The organism is Lysobacter sp. KACC 24251, from assembly GCF_057747755.1.
Genome location: NZ_CM173222.1, coordinates 670,174 through 686,996 on the forward strand (window position 1 = coordinate 670,174; position 16,823 = coordinate 686,996).

Annotated in this window: 20 protein-coding genes; 14 read left to right on the plus strand and 6 right to left on the minus strand. The window is 67.6% G+C overall.

Annotation, left to right across the window (positions count from 1 at the left end; translation table 11 throughout):
* Positions 1-28 precede the first annotated feature (28 nt).
* Complete coding sequence (locus tag AC3ARF_RS03065) at positions 29-367, minus strand: DMT family protein (RefSeq protein WP_498930179.1); 339 nt, start codon at positions 365-367, stop codon at positions 29-31.
* A 124-nt stretch (positions 368-491) separates the two neighbouring features.
* Between AC3ARF_RS03065 and AC3ARF_RS03070 the strand changes: the two genes are divergently transcribed.
* The 14 genes from AC3ARF_RS03070 (at position 492) to AC3ARF_RS03135 (ending at position 13,071) form a co-directional block, all read left to right on the plus strand.
* A complete protein-coding gene (locus tag AC3ARF_RS03070; RefSeq protein WP_036139238.1) occupies positions 492-1,199 on the plus strand; it encodes a response regulator transcription factor in 708 nt (235 codons plus the stop codon).
* 14 nt (positions 1,200-1,213) lie between these two features.
* Positions 1,214-2,503 carry a sensor histidine kinase gene (locus AC3ARF_RS03075; protein ID WP_498930181.1) on the plus strand — a complete coding sequence of 430 codons (1,290 nt, stop codon included), beginning with the start codon at positions 1,214-1,216 and terminating at the stop codon, positions 2,501-2,503.
* Positions 2,504-2,596: 93 nt separating this feature from the next.
* Positions 2,597-4,120 (plus strand): efflux RND transporter periplasmic adaptor subunit, encoded by a 1,524-nt coding sequence (locus AC3ARF_RS03080; protein WP_498930183.1) that lies wholly within the window; start codon positions 2,597-2,599, stop codon positions 4,118-4,120.
* Positions 4,120-4,827 (plus strand): ABC transporter ATP-binding protein, encoded by a 708-nt coding sequence (locus AC3ARF_RS03085; protein WP_498930185.1) that lies wholly within the window; start codon positions 4,120-4,122, stop codon positions 4,825-4,827. The genes AC3ARF_RS03080 and AC3ARF_RS03085 overlap by 1 nt, the downstream gene beginning before the upstream one ends.
* Positions 4,824-6,056 (plus strand): ABC transporter permease, encoded by a 1,233-nt coding sequence (locus AC3ARF_RS03090; protein ID WP_498930187.1) that lies wholly within the window; start codon positions 4,824-4,826, stop codon positions 6,054-6,056. The genes AC3ARF_RS03085 and AC3ARF_RS03090 overlap by 4 nt, the downstream gene beginning before the upstream one ends.
* A gap of 90 nt (positions 6,057-6,146) precedes the next feature.
* A complete protein-coding gene (locus tag AC3ARF_RS03095; RefSeq protein ID WP_498930190.1) occupies positions 6,147-7,187 on the plus strand; it encodes an isoaspartyl peptidase/L-asparaginase family protein in 1,041 nt (346 codons plus the stop codon).
* A gap of 82 nt (positions 7,188-7,269) precedes the next feature.
* Positions 7,270-7,650: a diacylglycerol kinase gene (locus AC3ARF_RS03100; RefSeq protein ID WP_498930192.1), complete on the plus strand. Its 381-nt coding sequence runs from the start codon at positions 7,270-7,272 to the stop codon at positions 7,648-7,650.
* Positions 7,651-7,683: 33 nt separating this feature from the next.
* Positions 7,684-8,418, plus strand: coding sequence for a TerC family protein (locus AC3ARF_RS03105; RefSeq protein WP_498930194.1), 735 nt, complete (start codon positions 7,684-7,686; stop codon positions 8,416-8,418).
* A 160-nt stretch (positions 8,419-8,578) separates the two neighbouring features.
* Complete coding sequence (locus AC3ARF_RS03110; protein WP_498930196.1) at positions 8,579-9,223, plus strand: LemA family protein; 645 nt, start codon at positions 8,579-8,581, stop codon at positions 9,221-9,223.
* A gap of 150 nt (positions 9,224-9,373) precedes the next feature.
* Positions 9,374-10,288 (plus strand): TPM domain-containing protein, encoded by a 915-nt coding sequence (locus tag AC3ARF_RS03115; RefSeq protein WP_498930198.1) that lies wholly within the window; start codon positions 9,374-9,376, stop codon positions 10,286-10,288.
* A 13-nt stretch (positions 10,289-10,301) separates the two neighbouring features.
* Positions 10,302-10,790 carry a TPM domain-containing protein gene (locus tag AC3ARF_RS03120; protein ID WP_498930200.1) on the plus strand — a complete coding sequence of 163 codons (489 nt, stop codon included), beginning with the start codon at positions 10,302-10,304 and terminating at the stop codon, positions 10,788-10,790.
* Positions 10,791-10,852: 62 nt separating this feature from the next.
* Positions 10,853-11,713, plus strand: a complete 861-nt coding sequence (lgt, locus tag AC3ARF_RS03125; RefSeq protein WP_498930202.1) for a prolipoprotein diacylglyceryl transferase — start codon at positions 10,853-10,855, stop codon at positions 11,711-11,713.
* A gap of 66 nt (positions 11,714-11,779) precedes the next feature.
* The gene (locus AC3ARF_RS03130) at positions 11,780-12,574 is read left to right on the plus strand and encodes a thymidylate synthase (RefSeq protein ID WP_498930204.1); all 795 of its coding nucleotides are present in this window, start codon (positions 11,780-11,782) and stop codon (positions 12,572-12,574) included.
* A gap of 2 nt (positions 12,575-12,576) precedes the next feature.
* The gene (locus tag AC3ARF_RS03135; RefSeq protein WP_498931732.1) at positions 12,577-13,071 is read left to right on the plus strand and encodes a dihydrofolate reductase; all 495 of its coding nucleotides are present in this window, start codon (positions 12,577-12,579) and stop codon (positions 13,069-13,071) included.
* Between the two features lie 16 nt (positions 13,072-13,087).
* Here the strand turns inward: AC3ARF_RS03135 and AC3ARF_RS03140 are convergent, their stop codons facing one another.
* The 5 genes from AC3ARF_RS03140 to pdxA all read right to left on the minus strand — a co-directional run bounded on the left by AC3ARF_RS03140 (position 13,088) and on the right by pdxA (position 16,823).
* Positions 13,088-13,390 carry a hypothetical protein gene (locus AC3ARF_RS03140; protein ID WP_498930206.1) on the minus strand — a complete coding sequence of 101 codons (303 nt, stop codon included), beginning with the start codon at positions 13,388-13,390 and terminating at the stop codon, positions 13,088-13,090.
* 8 nt (positions 13,391-13,398) lie between these two features.
* Positions 13,399-14,403 (minus strand): symmetrical bis(5'-nucleosyl)-tetraphosphatase, encoded by a 1,005-nt coding sequence (locus tag AC3ARF_RS03145; RefSeq protein WP_498930208.1) that lies wholly within the window; start codon positions 14,401-14,403, stop codon positions 13,399-13,401.
* A gap of 10 nt (positions 14,404-14,413) precedes the next feature.
* The gene (apaG, locus tag AC3ARF_RS03150; protein ID WP_036138310.1) at positions 14,414-14,797 is read right to left on the minus strand and encodes a Co2+/Mg2+ efflux facilitator ApaG/CorD; all 384 of its coding nucleotides are present in this window, start codon (positions 14,795-14,797) and stop codon (positions 14,414-14,416) included.
* An 87-nt stretch (positions 14,798-14,884) separates the two neighbouring features.
* Positions 14,885-15,751 carry a 16S rRNA (adenine(1518)-N(6)/adenine(1519)-N(6))-dimethyltransferase RsmA gene (rsmA, locus tag AC3ARF_RS03155; protein WP_498930211.1) on the minus strand — a complete coding sequence of 289 codons (867 nt, stop codon included), beginning with the start codon at positions 15,749-15,751 and terminating at the stop codon, positions 14,885-14,887.
* A 37-nt stretch (positions 15,752-15,788) separates the two neighbouring features.
* Complete coding sequence (pdxA, locus tag AC3ARF_RS03160; protein ID WP_498930213.1) at positions 15,789-16,823, minus strand: 4-hydroxythreonine-4-phosphate dehydrogenase PdxA; 1,035 nt, start codon at positions 16,821-16,823, stop codon at positions 15,789-15,791.

Sequence of the window (16,823 nt, forward strand, 5' to 3'; positions counted from 1 at the left end):
GCGGGCGGCAATGGCCGCCCCGCCCGGCTCACTCGAGGAATATCAGCCACGCCGCCACCACGATCAGGCCAAAGCCGGCCCAGTGGTTCCACTTCAGCGGCTGTTCCAGGTACCACGAGGAGAAACCCGCGAATACCAGCAGGGTGATCACCTCCTGCATGCCCTTGAGCTGCGGCGCGGAATAGACCGCCGAGCCCATCCGGTTGGCCGGCACCATCAGGCAGTATTCGAACAGGGCAATGCCCCAGCTGGCCGCGATGGCCAACAGCAGGGGAGAGGACTTGTAGCGCAGGTGTCCGTACCAGGCGAACGTCATGAACACATTGGAGCCTATGAGCAGCAGGACCGGCAGGAATCGCTCGAGCATGGGCCGTGTCAGTGATGGGGATGAGCGGAAGTTTAATCGCCGGTCAGGTTTTCAGTGGCGGGCTTCACATCGCCTCAACACCGGCCCCGGCACCCTTCACAAACCTGAAGAATTGGGGTGATACATGCAGAACACGAAGGACGGGGGCCTGGTGCTGATCGTCGAGGACAACCGCAACATCTCCGAGATGGTCGGTGAGTATCTGGAAGGTCGCGGTTTCGAGGTCGATTACGCCCAGGACGGCCTGGACGGCTATCGCTTGGCATCGGAAAACAGCTACGACGTGATCGTGCTGGACCTGATGCTGCCGCGCTTGGATGGCGTGGAGGTTTGCAAGCGACTGCGCGAGGAAGCACGCAAGTCGACGCCGGTGCTGATGCTGACCTCGCGCGACACGCTCGAAGAGAAGCTCACCGGGCTGTCGGCGGGTGCCGACGATTACCTGACCAAGCCGTTCGCTGTGCAGGAACTCGAGGCGCGACTGCGTGCCCTCATCCGCCGCGAGCGCCGCCAGGTGGGTGGCGAGGTGCTGAAGGTGGGGGACCTGGTACTCGATCCGACCTCGCTGCGGGTGACGCGCGGGGGAATCGAGCTGCAGCTGTCGCCGATCGGCCTCAAGCTGCTGACCATCCTGATGCGCGAGTCACCGCGCGTGGTGAGCCGCCAGGAGATCGAGCGCGAGATCTGGGGCAACAGCCTGCCTGACTCCGATACCCTGCGCAGCCACCTGTACAACCTGCGCAAGACCATCGACAAGCCGTTCGACAATCCTTTGCTGCATACCGTGCAGTCAGCCGGGTACCGCGTGGCGGACGTATCGCAGCCCGCCTGAGCGCCGGAGGGCGAGTGAGCACACAGGGGCTGCCACGCAGGATCAAGCGTGCCTTCATCGCGCAGGCGGTGCTGGGAAGCGTGGTGCTGGCCGCGGGCATCATGATTGCGGCGGTGTGGGGCACGCAGCGCCTGCAACAGCAGCGGTTGGCGCGGGAGGCCGAGCGCTTCTGGCAGGCGCATGCCCAGGATCCCGCGCGCGCGCGCTTGCCCTATGCGAGCACGCTGCGCGGCTATTTCGTTCCCGACTCGGGCACGCCCGCGGAGCCCTTGCCAGACGCCCTCAGGGGACTCCCGGCCGGGGTGCATGACATTCCCGGCGGGGCGGCACGGGTCGAGAGGGGGCCGGAGGGCACCCTCTACCTCACCTCCAGTTCCCTGTACTTCAACCGGGCGATCAAGCTGGTCGCGGGGCCCGCGCTGGCGCTGGCCCTGGTGACGATGTGGCTGATGTCCTGGCTCACCTACCGCATCTCGAAGCGGCTGGTGGTGCCCGTGACGTGGCTGGCCGAGCGCGTGCGGACCTGGGATCCGCGCGATTCCGACACCTTTGTCGCGGACGTCGGGAGTGTGCCCATGGACGCGGGGGTGGAAGTGCGTCGCCTGTCGGGAGCGCTGATGGATCTCAATCGTCGCGTCCACGACTTCGTACGCCGCGAGCGCGACTTCACCCGCGATGCCAGCCATGAACTGCGCACGCCCCTCACGGTGGTGCGCCTGTCCACCGACATGATGCTCGCCCGGGAAGACCTCGATGTGCCGCTGCGGCGCTCGCTGACCCGCGTGCAGGCCGCCGGCCGCGACATGGAGGCGGCGATCGACGCATTCATGCTGCTGGCGCGTGAGACGGAGATCGAAGCACAGAGCGAGGACTTCGACGTGGCCGACGTGGTCGCCGAGGAAGTTGCGCTGATCCGCCCGCTACTGCGCGATCGGCCCGTGACCGTGACCTTCGACGACGAGGGTGGTCCGCGCCTGCACGCGCCGGCCAGCGCGTTGGCACTGATGCTGCGCAACCTCTTGGGCAACGCGGTGCAGTTCACCGGCGCTGGCGCGATCCGCGTGGTGGTGGCGCACGATCGCATCGACATCATCGACACCGGCATCGGCATGACACCCGAGGTCCTGTCGCAGGTATTCAACCCGTTCTACAAGGCGAACCTCGGGGAGGGCGAGGGCAAGGGTGTGGGCCTGTCCATCGTGCGCCGGTTGGGTGAGCGGATGGGATGGCCGGTAACGCTGGTCAGCGAGCCGGGCAAGGGAACCACCGCGACGATCCACCTGGGCCACGTGGACAGGGCGTGATCCGCGAGGGCAGGCGGTAAGCTGATGCGACTTGTCAACGCGTCGCCCGCCGACGCGTTTCCGCAGTCAACCCCTGTCGAATCCGGATCCCCCGTGGCCCAGCCCAAGTCGTCCCGCATCTCCTCGTCTCCGTGGCTCCGACGTGGTCTGGTCGCTGTTGTCGTGCTGGCTGTCGGCGCCGCCGCCATCGTCGCCTGGCGCGGCCGGGGCACGCAGGAAGAAGCGGGCTGGCGCACGGCGAAAGTGGAAAAGGGCGACATCCGCGTGGCGATTTCGGCAACGGGCACGCTCGCGGCCATCTCCACCGTGGACGTGGGCAGCCAGATCTCGGGCCAGGTCACCGACGTGCTGGTCGACTACAACGACCGAGTCACGCAGGGGCAGGTGATTGCCCGCATCGATCCCAGTACCTACGAGGCGCAGATCGCTCAGGGCGACGCTGCGGCCAACAGCGCACGCGCCGGCCTGGCCACCGCGCAGGCGGTGCTGCGCAACGCGGAAGTGGACTACCGGCGCAAGGCGAGCCTGGGCAAGCAGCAGCTGGTTTCCCGCGGTGACGTGGACCAGGCGCGCGCCACGCTCGACCAGGCCCGCGCACAGGTAGCCCAGGCGCAGGCGCAGATCCACCAGCAGGTGGCATCCACCCAGACCGCACGCCTGAACCTGCAGCGCGCGGTGATCCGCTCGCCCGTGGATGGCGTGGTGCTGACCCGCTCGATCGAGCCGGGTCAGACCGTCGCCGCCAGCCTGCAGGCGCCGGTGCTGTTCCAGATCGCCGAAGACCTGTCGAAGATGGAAATCGTGCTGGCCATCGACGAAGCCGACATCGGCCAGGTCAAGCCAGGACTGGATGTGGGGTTCACCGTCGATGCCTTTCCTGATCGCCAGTTCCGCGGCAAGGTGCAGCAGGTTCGCCTGTCGGCGACCAACACCAGCAACGTGATCACCTACCCGGTGGTGGTGGCGGTGGACAATGCCGACCAGTCCCTGTTGCCCGGCATGACCGCCAACGCCGAGATCGAAGTCAGCCGCCGCGACGACGTGCTACGCGTGCCCAATGCGGCGCTGCGCTTCAAACCTTCCGAGGAAGACGCTGCGGCCGCCACACAGGCCCCGGGTGCCGCCGGGCGTGGCGGGGTGGCAAACGACCTGCCGCGCGTGGCTGCAACGCTCAAGCTGGATGCGGCGCAACAGCAGGCCTTCGACGACGCGCTGGGCCAGATGCGCGAACGCATGGCCTCGCGCGCGGCCGCACCGCAGCAGCCCAATGGCGGGCGCAGCACGCTGTTCGGCGGCGGCATGCGCATGGGCGGCGGCGGTGGCGGTGCTTCGGGAGGCGGAAACAGCGGACAGATGCGCCAGCGCATGCAGGAACGGTTCCGCCAGCAGTTCGCGAGCTTCCGCGCCCTGCTGAGCCCCGCCCAGCAGGCGCAGTGGGACGCCGAGATCAATGCGCTGGTGTCGGCCCGCCGGGCCCCGCTGTACCGCTTGGCGGACGGCAAGCCGCAGCCGGTGACGGTGCGTGTGGGCGCCAGCGATGGCAGCTTTACCGAGGTGTCGGGCGACATCGCCGAGGGCGACACCGTGGTCACCGGCAGTGGGCGGTCGGCGAAGTGATGCCTGCCACCGCGCCGGCCGATGACGTCGTCATCCGCACCCACAACCTGCGCAAGGTTTACGCCCCCGGCACCGAAGCCGAGGTGGTCGCGCTCAGCGACGCGGACATGGCAATCCGCCGTGGCGAGTTCGTCGCGATCATCGGGCCGTCGGGCTCGGGCAAGTCCACGCTGATGAACCTCATCGGCTGCTTGGACAAGCCAAGTGCTGGCACCTACCTGTGCGACGGCGTGGACGTGGCCACCCTGGATGCCGAAGAGCGCGCCATCCTGCGCCGGGACAAGATCGGCTTCGTCTTCCAGGGCTTCAACCTGCTGCCGCGATTGAGCGCGCTGGAGAACGTGGCCATGCCGATGGGCTATGCCAACGTGCCGCGCGCCGAGCGCCTGCGTCGCGCGCAGGCTGCACTGGAGGCGGTCGGACTTGGCGGAAGAACGGGCCACCGACCCAGCGAACTGTCCGGTGGCCAACAGCAACGCGTGGCCATCGCCCGCGCGCTGATCAACCGTCCACCGATCCTCCTCGCCGACGAGCCGACCGGTGCGCTCGACACCCACACCGGCGACGAGATCCTGCGCCTGTTCAAGCAACTGCAGCACGACGGGCACACCGTGGTGCTCATCACCCATGACCCCGACGTGGCCGCTGCCGCCAACCGCACCTTCGTCATCCGCGATGGTGTGCTGAGCGAAGGAGGTTCGCTGTGAACGGGCTGGAAGTGGTTCGCACCGCCATCCATGCCCTGCGCGGCAACTGGATGCGCAGCGCGCTCACCTCGCTCGGCGTGATCATTGGCATCGCCGCGGTCATCGTGATGGTCTCGGTGGGGCAGGGCACGCAGCGCGAGATCGACAAGCTCGTCTCGGGGCTGGGCTCCAACCGGCTGGACGTGTTTGGTGCCGGTGGCTTTGGCGGCGGCGGCGCGCGCATGGCCGCGGGCAGCCGCTTCACGCTCAGCGAAGAGGACGCCAAGGCCATCCGCGAGGAGGTGCCTGAGGTTCAGTACGTGGCGGCGTCGCTGCGCGGCGGCACCCAGGTGGTGTATGCGGAAAGCAACTGGTCCACGCAGTGGCTGGGCGTGCAGCCGGACTACTTCGCGATCAATGCCTGGACGCTGGCCAACGGCGACGGGTTCGAGCAGCGCGATTACAACGGTGGCAAATCGGTGATCCTGGGTGAGACCGTGCGCCGCGAGCTGTTCGGCGATGAGGACGCGCTGGGCCAGACCGTGCGCCTGGGCCGGGTGCCGTTCACCGTGGTCGGCACGTTGGCGCCGAAGGGACAGGGCGGTTTCGGGCAGGACCAGGACGACGTGATCCTGGTGCCGCTGGAAACCGCGCGTCGGCGGTTGATGGGCGCCAGCGGCGCACCGGCCGGTGCCGTGCGTGACATCGCCATTGGCGTCGAGCGCGCCGAAGACGTGAACTACGCGCAAGGCGAAGTGGAAGCGCTGCTGCGCCAGCGCCACCGCATCCAGCCAGGCGAAGACGATGACTTCAGCGTGCGCAACATCGCCGAGGTGGTGGCCACGCGCACGCAGACCACGCGCCTTATGTCACTGCTGCTGGGCGCGGTTGCGACGATCTCGCTGATCGTGGGCGGCATCGGGATCATGAACATCATGCTGGTCTCGGTCACCGAGCGCATCCGCGAAATCGGCCTGCGCATGGCGGTCGGCGCCGGACCGTCCGACATTCGCCGCCAGTTCCTGGCAGAGGCCATGCTCATCTCGCTGATTGGCGGCGCGCTGGGCATCGTCATTGGCATCGGTGGCGCCCTGCTGGTCGGCAAATTCGGCTCACTGCCGGTGGCCTTGAATGCCCAGGTGATCGGGCTCGCTGCCGGGTTCTCCATCGCCACGGGCCTGTTCTTCGGCTATTACCCTGCGCGCAAGGCCTCGTTGCTGGATCCAATCGAAGCATTGCGCCAGCAGTAGTGGGGAACGGGTCGCAGGATTCCGGTCGACGGCGGGTGGACCCGCTGGGAACCGCGGTAAAGTGGGGCTGACGCCACTTCGGCCCCCATCATGCGCCTGCTGCCTGCCCTTGCCCTGACCCTCGCCGCCGTGACCGCCCAAGCCGCCGAGCCCACACCCCGTCCCTCCGCGCCAAAGACCGCGCTGGTCATCCACGGCGGTGCAGGCTTCGTGCCGAAGGATTCGCTGAGCCCAGCCGACCTGAAGGACATCCACGCGACGCTGAACCAGGCGCTGGACGCCGGCAACAAGGTGTTGGCCGGCGGCGGCAGCGCGCTGGACGCGGTCGAGGCCGCCGTCCGGGTGCTGGAGGAATCTCCGCGCTTCAATGCCGGCAAGGGTGCGGTCTTCAACGCGGTGGGTGGGCACGAGCTGGACGCCTCGATCATGGAAGGCCATACCCGGCGTGCCGGCGCCGTGGCCGGCGTGACCACCGTGCGCAGCCCGATCAAGCTGGCCCGTGCGGTGATGGAGCACAGCCCCCACGTGATGCTGGCCGGGGCTGGCGCCGAGGCTTTTGCCGACAGTCGCCCGGAACTGGAACGCGTGCCCAACAGCTGGTTCGACACCGAGCACCGGCGTCGCGCCCTGGAAAAGGCGCAGCGCGACGAAGCGGAGAAGGCCCGGCGCGGCCAGGACCCGCAAGCCTACCGTCCGCTGGAATACGACGCCCCCAAGTACTTCGGCACCGTCGGCGCCGTCGCGCTGGACCAGCGCGGCCATATCGCCGCGGCGACCAGCACGGGCGGCATGACCAACAAGCGCTATGGCCGCGTGGGTGATTCGCCGATCATCGGCGCCGGCACCTGGGCGGACGAGCGCTGCGGCGTGTCGGGCACGGGTTGGGGCGAGTTCTACATCCGCAATGCGGTGGCGCATGACATCTGCGCACGCGTGGCCTACCGCGGCGACAGCCTGCAGGCGGCGGCGGAGGAAGTGATCAACCGGATCGTGCCGGCACAGGGGGGCGACGGCGGTGCCATCGCGCTGGACCGGGAGGGCAACATCGCCATGCCGTTCAACAGCGGGTCCATGTTCCGCGGCTGGATTCGCCCGGACGGTAGTCGCGGCACGGCGGTCCACGAGGACTGAACCGGGCCCTCTGACGGCGCCCGTCACGGCCTTGTGGCAAAATTGGCGGCTTACGACCCGACGGCGCACCGCCCCAGACCCGATGGCAGACGAGTTCGGACACCTTCCCCGACGCCCGGATCGCATCCTGAAGGCGGCCAAGTGGTCCATGCAGGGCTTGGGCGCGGCCTGGCTGCATGAGTCCTCGTTCCGGCTGGAGGTCTACCTGTTCGTGCTCCTGGCGCCGATGGCCCTGTGGCTGGGGCAGACGCCGGTGGAGCGCGTGCTGCTGATCGGCTCGATGCTGGTGGTGCTGAGCGTCGAGCTGCTGAATTCCGCCGTCGAGGCGGTGATCGAGCGCTACGGTCCTGAGTTCCACGAACTGGCCGGGCGTGCCAAGGACATGGGCTCGGCGGCGGTGTTCGTGGTGATGATGAACGTGCTGCTGACCTGGAGCCTGATCCTGCTGCCGCGCGTGCTGTGACTTCCTGATTATTGATTGGCTGGAATTTCCCCCGTGATTGAACTGCTTTCCGATCCGCAAACCTGGATCACCCTGATCACCCTGAGCGCGATCGAGATCGTGCTTGGTATCGACAACCTGGTCTTCATCTCCATCGCGGTCAGCAAGCTGCCGCCGCACCAGCGCGAGAAGGCCCGAAAGTTCGGCATCGCGGTGGCGTGCATCACCCGCATCGCACTGCTGCTGACCCTGGCCTGGCTCGCAGGGCTTACCAGCGACCTGTTCCGCCTGTTCGGGCAGGGCATTTCAGTCCGCGACCTGGTGCTTATCCTCGGCGGCCTGTTCCTGCTGGTGAAGGGCAGCATGGAGATCAAGGACCTGATCATCGGCGAGGACGAGTCCGAGGACATCCATACCAAGCCGCTGGCCTCGTTCGGGATGGTGATCGCGCAGATCGCGGTGATCGACATCGTGTTCTCGCTGGATTCGGTGATCGCCGCGGTCGGCATGGCCAACCAGACGGCGGTGATGGTGGCGGCGATCCTGGCGGCGGTGGCCGTGATGCTGCTGGCGGCCAAGCCGTTGGGGCACTTCATCGACAACAACCCGACCATCAAGATGCTGGCACTGGCCTTCATCGTGCTGGTAGGCGCCTATCTGGTGCTGGACGGCTTTGAAGTCCACATCGGCAAGGGCTACATCTATGGCGCGATGGGCTTCTCCGCGCTGGTCGAGGTGCTCAACCTGTGGGCCCGACGCCGCGCGCAGCGCCGCCTGCTGCCGGAGTGAGGTCGCGGTGGCGCCGGTGGCCAGGCGATTGCCGCTCCCGTCGCACGTCGAAGGAAAGGGGTCGGCCTATGGCTGGCCCCTTTTTCTTTGCCTCGCCTTCATTGCATGCCAACACCGCCGGTGCTGGAATGCGCTTCATTACCCTGAACGGAGTCGACCCATGCGCAGGATCCTGATGGCCCTGGCGGTCATGTCACTGACCTTGATGCTCAGCGGCTGTGGCTACAACACCATCCAGCAGAAGGACGAGGCGGTGAAGGCGGCCTGGTCGCAGGTTCTGAACGTATACAAGCGTCGTGCGGACCTGGTGCCCAACCTGGTCGCCACGGTGAGGGGCTATGCCTCCCACGAGGCGCAGGTGCTGACCCAGGTGACCGAGGCCCGCGCCAAGGTAGGCAGCATCAACGTCAATGCCGACGACCCGGCGTCGCTGCAGCAGTTCCAGGAAGCCCAGGCCGGCCTGCAGAGCGCTATCGGCCGCCTGCTGATGGTCAGCGAGAACTACCCGCAGCTGAAGGCCGACCAGAACTTCCTGCAATTGCAGGCGCAGCTGGAAGGCACCGAGAACCGAATCACCGTCGAGCGCCAGCGCTACATCGAGACGGTTCAGGACTACAACACCTACATCCGCTCCTTCCCGCAGAACCTCGTGGCGATGATGTTCGGCTACAAGGTCAAGCCCAACTTCACCGTCGAGAACGAGGCCCAGATCCAGGAGGCACCGAAGGTGGATTTCGGCCAGCCGGCACCGCAGCCGCAACAGCAACAGCAGCAGCCCACTCAGCCTGCCCCGACCAACGGCTAAGTGACTGCCACGATGGCCAGGGGCATGGTCGGCGCAATGCCGGAGCGATGCGCAAGATCCGCGCGTGGCTTGCGGGCCGCGTTGTCGACCGGGTTCCGGGGACGGGCGGCATGGGGCAACTGGTTCCTCGGGACGCACTCCCCACGCCACGTGCTTGCCCTCCTGCTGCTGCTTTCGCTACTGGCGCCGGCCGCAGCGTGGTCCCAGCAACTCGCGCCGATTCCGGCCCTTGATTCGCCGGTGGTGGACACCACGGGCACGCTCGACGCCGCGACCCGGCAGTCGCTGGAAGCCCAGGCGCGTGCACTGCAGCAGCGCAAAGGCAGCCAGTTGCAGGTGCTGGTGGTGCCCACCACGCAGCCGGAGGACATCGCCCAGTACACCGTCCGCGTGTTCGACCAATGGAAACTCGGGCGGGAAAAGGTGGACGACGGCGTGCTGCTGGTCGTCGCCAAGGATGACCGGCGCGTGCGCATCGAGGTGGGCTATGGCCTGGAGGGTGCAATACCCGACGCGACCTCGGCGCGGGTGATCCAGGAATACCTGGTGCCGAAATTCCGTGCGGGCGATTACCCCGGCGGCATCACCGATGCGACGGCGGTGCTGATCAAGCTCATTGACGGCGAGTCCCTGCCGGCCCCGATGGTGGACGCAAAGTCCGAAGGTGGCAAAGGCGGCGGTGACTGGATCTTCGCCCTGTTTGTTGCGTTCATCGTGGCGCAGGTGGCGCGGGCATTGTTCGGCCGGGCACCGCGCTTCGTGCGCGGGGTGGTGGGTGCCGGCGCCGCGGGTGGCGTGGCGTGGCTGATGTCGTCCTTGCTGCTGATTGGCGGCATCGGTGCCCTCGTCGGGTTCTTCATGGGGCTCGCCAGTGCGCCGACCGGCCGCTACGCCCGCGACAGTGGCTGGGGCGGGTTTGGCGGCGGTGGCTGGGGCGGCGGTGGAGGCGGTGGCTGGGGCGGCGGTGGAGGCGGTTGGGGTGGCGGAGGCGGCTTTGGCGGTGGTGGCGGCTGGTCTGGTGGCGGCGGCATGAGCGGGGGCGGTGGCGCCTCCGGCAGCTGGTAATCGGGGGCGGATGATGAGAGTGCTCAAACACCTGTTCGCGCCTTCCGCCAAGCGGCTGTTCCCGACGGATGCCCTGCAGCGCATCGCGGCGCTGATCGCCACGAGCGAAGCTGTCCACACTGGCGAAATCTGCTTTGCGGTGGAGCCCAACCTGCACCCGCGCGCGGTCCTCGCCGGGATGACGGCGCACCAGCGCGCGCGCGAAGTCTTCGCACGGCTCGGGGTGTGGGACACCCGGGCCAACAACGGCGTGCTGCTGTACCTGCTGCTGGCCGACCACCGCATCGAGATCGTCGCCGATCGCGGCTTCGATGGCCTGGTCAGCCCCGAACAATGGCGGGGGGTGTGCCAGTTGATGGAAGAACGGCTGCGCGCGGGAGAGTCCGAGCAGGCGGTCGAGCAGGCCGTAGCCGCCATTTCGGACCTGGTTGCCCGGCACTTCCCGCGCGTGGGCGGCGAGGTGGACCACAACGAACTGCCAGACTTGCCGCACCTGCTTTAGGTCGTCCACCCCGGGGTGCGGGTCGGGCACAATAGACCGCATTGCCCACCGCACGAGCGCCCATGATCCTCCTGCACGATATCGATCCCATCGCATTCGGCCTCGGTCCGCTGCAGGTGCACTGGTACGGGATCATGTACCTGCTGGGCTTCGGCCTGGCATGGTGGCTGGGCAACCGCCGGGTGCGCGCGGGGCGCCTGCCCGGGGTCAACGAACAGGCTTACGGCGACCTGCTGTTCTACGGGATGCTGGGCGTTGTCCTCGGCGGACGCCTGGGCTACCTGTTCTTCTATTCCTTCGGCGACCTGCTGAAGGATCCGCTGATGCTGTTCCGCATCTGGGAAGGCGGCATGAGCTTCCACGGCGGCTTGATCGGCGTGGTGGCGGCGGCGTGGTGGTGGTCGCGCAAGCACCGCCTGCACCTGTTCGACACGGTCGACTTCATCGCGCCGCTGGTGCCGCCGGGACTGGGCTTCGGCCGGTTGGGCAATTACATCGGCGGCGAGTTGTTCGGCAAGCCGACCGAGGCCGGCTGGGGCGTGGTGTTCCCGCGGGCACCGGAGTTCTCCGGCTGGAGCATGCAGCAGGTCAATGCGGAATTCGCCACCGGCGCGCTGGACAAGTTCGCGCGGCACCCGTCGCAGCTGTACCAGGCGGTGCTGGAAGGGCTGGTGATGTTCGTGGTGCTGTGGTGGTTCTCCAGCCGGCCGCGCCCGCGCTACGCAGTTTCGGGCATGTTTGCACTGCTCTACGGCTGCTTCCGTTTCCTGGTCGAGTTCGTGCGCGTGCCCGACCAGCAGATCGGCTACCTGGCGTTCGACTGGCTGACCATGGGCCAGGTGCTGAGCCTGCCGCTCATTGCCCTTGGCCTGTTCTGGCTGTGGCTGTCACGGCGTTCGCCGACAGTCGCCGCGGCGCGCTGAGCGGATACCATAAGGTGGTCCGTTGGCAGGACAAGCGGACAGGGTTGGAAAGGCCGGGGACACGCAATGCACCAGTACCTTGAATTGCTCCGGCACGTGCTCGAGCACGGCGCCGAAAAGTCCGACCGCACCGGCACCGGCACGCGCAGTGTGTTCGGCTGGCAGATGCGCTTCGACCTCAATGCTGGGTTCCCGCTGGTCACCACCAAGAAGCTGCACCTGCGTTCGATCGTGCACGAGCTGCTGTGGTTCCTGAAGGGCGAGACCAACATCGCGTACCTGAAGGACAACAAGGTCAGCATCTGGGACGAATGGGCCGATGCCGATGGCGAGCTGGGGCCGGTGTACGGCAAGCAGTGGCGCCGTTGGGCCAGCGCGGATGGCCAGGAGATCGACCAGATCCGCTGGGTGATCGACGAGATCAAGCGCAACCCCGACTCGCGCCGCCTGATCGTGTCGGCCTGGAACGTGGCCGACCTGCCCCAGATGGCGCTGATGCCGTGCCACGCGTTCTTCCAGTTCTACGTGGTGGACAACAAGCTCAGCTGCCAGCTGTACCAGCGCAGCGGCGATATCTTCCTCGGCGTGCCATTCAACATCGCCAGCTACGCACTGCTGACGCACATGGTGGCGCAGGTGTGCGGGCTGGGCGTGGGCGATTTCGTGCATACGCTGGGCGACGCGCACCTGTACGCCAACCATTACGACCAGGCGCGCGAGCAACTGGCGCGTGAGCCGCGCGCGTTGCCGACGCTGAAGCTCAACCCCGAGGTGAAGGACATCCTGGACTTCACCTGGGATGACATCGCCATCGAAGGCTACGATCCGCACCCCGCGATCAGGGCGCCGGTGGCGGTGTGAGCCTGCCGTTGGTGCTGACTGCGGCGCTGGACCGCCGCCATGCCATTGGGCGCGGAAACGAACTGCCCTGGCGGCTCCCGGATGACCTCAAGCGCTTCAAGGCGCTGACCCTGGGCAAGCCCGTGCTGATGGGGCGCAAGACGGCGGAATCGCTGGGTCGCGCCTTGCCGGGGCGGCTCAACCTGGTGCTGACGCGCGGTGACGCCGTGCCATTCGCAGGCATGCAGGCGGTCGCATCGGTCGAGGAGGCGCGGTTCATTGCCGAGCTCGAAGGCGTGGATGAGCTGTGCGTGATCGGTGGCGGCGAGGTGTATGCGCTGTGCATGCCACACGCCACGCGCATGCACCTGACCCACGTCGATACCGTGGTCGAGGGCGCTGACGCCTTCTTCCCGCAGTTCGACGCGGCGCAGTGGCGCACGACTTGGCGCGAGGCGCACGACGCAGATGCCAGGCACGCCCACGCGTTCGAGTTTGTCGACTACGAGCGCGCTTGAGCGGGGCGATGCCCCGTTACAGCTCCGTGGCAGCGGCCAACGCCGCAAGCACCTGATCGTTGTCCGCGTACTTCCTGCGGATGGCGGACTCGTCGTGGTCGATCGTCTGGCAACGCAGGCTCGCCATGGCCTTGAAAACCTCCTGGTCACGCTCGGAGCCGTCGCCGTTGATTTCACCGCCAAAGTGCTGGCACATGGCGATCCGGTCCACGACTTTGGCGGCGTCGCGCGGCAAACCGGGGAAGCGGCTGGCAAGCGGACTCTCGTGGGCGCATGCGGCCACGAGCAGCGTAACGATGAGGGGAGAAATCCTTTTCATGCCGCTGGCTAGCTCCTGCTTTCCGGTTCGGCTGGCGCGGGGCGCGGCGCGTTGTCCCGGCCATCGCGACGTTCAGTGCCAGTGCGTCCATTGCGCCCGCCACGGCGATCACGCGGGTTGTTAGGTCGCTGGCCCTGACGCTGCTGCTGCCCGCCCGGGTGATATGGCGGCCGTGGTCGTGGCGGCGTCGCGGGTACGTCCCGACCCGGCACCTGCACGATCCGCAACTCCTGCGTGTCCAGTTGTAGCGCTGTGAGCTTGCCGCCCCACACCGCGCCTGTGTCGATGGCATGCACGCCGTGGCCAATGAAGAGCCCCAAGGTCGACCAGTGGCCGCACACCACCTTGAGGTCGCGCTCCACGCGCCCAGGCACTTCGTACCAGGGGTACAGGCCGGCCGGCTGCGTGCCCGGTGCGCCTTTGTCCTCGAATGCGATGCGCCCGCGAGGCGAGCAATACCGCAACCGGGTCATGATGTTGATGATGGCCCGATAGCGGTCCATCCCCGCGAGCTTCGGGTGCCACGCCGGCTTGTCCCCGTACATGTTCTTCAGCAGGCGCTGGAACTGCGGGCCGTGCAGCTTTTCTTCAACCTCGCGCGCGTGCCGTTCGGCCTGCTGCGTGGTCCACTGGGCCGCCAGCCCGGCATGCACCATCATCCAGCCCAGTTCGCGGTCGACGTGCACCAGTTTCTGCAGGCGCAGCCAGCCAAGCAGGGTGTCGCGGTCCTCGGCCAGCACGATGCGCTGCAGGTCCGGGTTGACCTTGCGCTGCTCCTCCTCGCGCCGCTCGCCGATGGCCAGCAGGGAGAGGTCGTGGTTGCCGAGCACGACGGTGCTGCTCTCGCGCAGCGAATGCACCAGGCGCAGTGTTTCCAGCGATTGCCCGCCACGGTTGACCAGGTCGCCGCAGAACCACAACCGGTCTTGCGCCGGGTCGAAGCGGATGGCTTCGAGCAGGCGTTGGGTGGCGTCGTAGCAGCCCTGCAGGTCGCCGATGGCCCAGGTGGTCATGGCGAGGGCCTCAGTGCAGCGTGCGCGGCACGGTCAGGGTGAAAGCCGGAATCGGCGCGTCGAAGCGCGTGCCGTCGTCGGCGACCAGGTGGTAGCTGCCATGCATCGTGCCCAGGTCGGTTTCCAGCACGGCGCCGGAGGTGTACTCGAAATCCTCGCCGGGACGCAGCCACGGCTGCTCGCCGACGACGCCTTCGCCTTCGACTTCCTGCACCTTGCCGTTGGCATCGGTGATGACCCAGTGGCGGGTCAGCAGTCGCGCGGGCACGCTGCCGCTGTTGCGGATGTGGATGGTGTAGGCGAAGACGTAACGATCCTCGTCCGGCTCCGACTGTTCGTCGAGGTAGCGGGTGATGACGTCAATGTCCAGCGCGTAGGGAGTGGAGCGTTCCATGGGCACAGTGTAAGCAATGTGCCGTGAAACGTGCGCATTTGCGCCATTTCAACCACGCGTCATGCGATTGCGATCACCCGCACGCGGTCATTCGGCCGAAGAGACGTCCCCGCGTTCGGCGAGCAGGTTGGCCAGGCGCACGAAGTCGGACACCGGCAACTGCTCGGCGCGCGCATCGGGGCGCACGCCCGCGGCTTCGATGGCGGCGCTGTCGCAGACCTGCGACAGCGCATTGCGCAGGGTCTTGCGGCGCTGGCCGAAGGCGTCGCGGACCACGCGCGAGAACAGCGCGTGGTCGCGGATGCCGATGCTCTCCGGCGCGCGCGGCACCAGCTTGACGACGGCCGAATCCACCTTCGGCGGCGGCCGGAACGCAGCCGGTGGCACGTCGAACAGCGGCGTGACGTGGCAATAGGCCTGCAGCATCACGCTGAGGCGCCCGTAGACCTTGCTGCCTGGCTCGGCCGCCATCCGGTCCACGACTTCCTTCTGCAGCATGAAGACCATGTCGCGGATGGACGCGGCGTGCTCCATTGCGTGGAACAGGATCGGCGAAGACAGGTTGTAGGGCAGGTTGCCCACCAGCCGAAGGCGCGGATCGGCATGGTGGCCTTCGTCCTGCGCCAGCGCGGTGAAATCCACCTGCAGCACGTCGCGGTGGATGACGCGCAGGGTGCCGTGGGCCTGTGCCGCCTCGGTAAGCGGGAAGATCAGGTCGCGGTCGAACTCGATGACGGTCAGGCGGCCATGGCGGTCGAGCAACGGGAAGGTGATCGCACCCTGGCCCGGGCCGATCTCGACCAAGCGGTCGTCGTCCTTCGGGTTCACCGCTTGCACGATCTTCTCGATGACGGTCCGGTCGACCAGGAAGTGCTGGCCCAGGCTCTTCTTGGCCGGCTCGGTGAAGCCCTTCCGGGTGGAATGGGGATGCGCGGGCTTATGCGGGCCGCTCATGAGGGGATCCAGTGTCGGGGCGCGGGCGCCGCCGGTCTCAGCGGGAAAGGTGGCCATGATACGCGGCACACCCGGGGGACGGCGGCGCCGCAGCCGGCAGCTGCATTCGGCTGCGCGCGATTGCGGCACAGGTCTGTGCCGCGGCGAACAGGCTCGATGGGTCTGCCCGGCCGGTGCCGGCCAAGTCGAACGCCGTGCCATGGTCCACCGCCACCCGCGGATACGGCAGGCCGAGGGTCAGGTTCACTGCACGCTCGAAGCCGCTGTACTTGAGCACGGGCAGGCCCTGGTCGTGGTACATCGCCAGGACCGCGTCGAAGCCCCGCAGCTTGCCGGGCAGGAACGCGGTGTCGGCGGGCAGGGGGCCGACCAGTTGCATGCCTTCGGCGCGCAGCGCGGCCACGACCGGCTGGATCACGTCGATCTCCTCGCGCCCAAGATGCCCCGCCTCGCCCGCATGCGGGTTGAGGCCCAGCACGGCGATGACCGGATCGGCCAGACCGAAGTCGCGGCGCATCGCGGCGTGGGTGATGCGCAGCACCCGCTCCAGCACGGAACGGGTGATCGCATCGGCGACCGCGCGCAGCGGAAGGTGGGTGGTGGCGAGCGCAACCCGCACGATGTCGTTGGCCAGCATCATCACTACTTCGCATCCGGCCTGCTCGGCCAGCAGCTCAGTGGTGCCGGTGTAGGGAATGCCGCCCTGGTTGATGGTCGCCTTGTTGACCGGGCCGGTGACCACGCCATCGAACTCGCCACGCAGGCAGCCGCCGGCCGCAGCGCGCAAGGCGCCGATCACGGCAGGTGCATTGCGGGGGTCAGGTTGACCGAACTCGATCGCGGCGGCATTGGGCCAATCGACCAGGGCCAGGGTGCCCGGTTCGGCACCAGCCTGGTCGGCTGGCACCAGTCGCAGCGGAAGCGCCAGCAGATTGGCGGCGGCCTGCAGAGTGCCGGCATCGCCAAAGACGGTCAGGGTGTAATCACGTGGCTGTTGCGCCAGCCGCACGCACAACTCCGGCCCGACGCCGGCCGGCTCACCCGGAACCAGCGCGAGCCGGGGCATGGACAT

Excerpts from the sequence above, each read along its gene's own strand:
- AC3ARF_RS03085 (WP_498930185.1), top strand. The coding sequence starts at position 4,120 with ATGCCTGCCACCGCGCCGGCCGATGACGTCGTCATCCGCACCCACAAC.
- AC3ARF_RS03140 (WP_498930206.1), bottom strand. The coding sequence starts at position 13,390 with ATGAAAAGGATTTCTCCCCTCATCGTTACGCTGCTCGTGGCCGCATGC.
- lgt (WP_498930202.1), top strand. The coding sequence starts at position 10,853 with ATGATCCTCCTGCACGATATCGATCCCATCGCATTCGGCCTCGGTCCG.
- rsmA (WP_498930211.1), bottom strand. The coding sequence starts at position 15,751 with ATGAGCGGCCCGCATAAGCCCGCGCATCCCCATTCCACCCGGAAGGGC.
- AC3ARF_RS03070 (WP_036139238.1), top strand. The coding sequence starts at position 492 with ATGCAGAACACGAAGGACGGGGGCCTGGTGCTGATCGTCGAGGACAAC.
- pdxA (WP_498930213.1), bottom strand. The coding sequence starts at position 16,823 with ATGTCCATGCCCCGGCTCGCGCTGGTTCCGGGTGAGCCGGCCGGCGTC.
- AC3ARF_RS03120 (WP_498930200.1), top strand. The coding sequence starts at position 10,302 with ATGAGAGTGCTCAAACACCTGTTCGCGCCTTCCGCCAAGCGGCTGTTC.
- AC3ARF_RS03065 (WP_498930179.1), bottom strand. The coding sequence starts at position 367 with ATGCTCGAGCGATTCCTGCCGGTCCTGCTGCTCATAGGCTCCAATGTG.
- AC3ARF_RS03145 (WP_498930208.1), bottom strand. The coding sequence starts at position 14,403 with ATGACCACCTGGGCCATCGGCGACCTGCAGGGCTGCTACGACGCCACC.
- apaG (WP_036138310.1), bottom strand. The coding sequence starts at position 14,797 with ATGGAACGCTCCACTCCCTACGCGCTGGACATTGACGTCATCACCCGC.
- AC3ARF_RS03130 (WP_498930204.1), top strand. The coding sequence starts at position 11,780 with ATGCACCAGTACCTTGAATTGCTCCGGCACGTGCTCGAGCACGGCGCC.
- AC3ARF_RS03100 (WP_498930192.1), top strand. The coding sequence starts at position 7,270 with ATGGCAGACGAGTTCGGACACCTTCCCCGACGCCCGGATCGCATCCTG.
- AC3ARF_RS03110 (WP_498930196.1), top strand. The coding sequence starts at position 8,579 with ATGCGCAGGATCCTGATGGCCCTGGCGGTCATGTCACTGACCTTGATG.
- AC3ARF_RS03095 (WP_498930190.1), top strand. The coding sequence starts at position 6,147 with ATGCGCCTGCTGCCTGCCCTTGCCCTGACCCTCGCCGCCGTGACCGCC.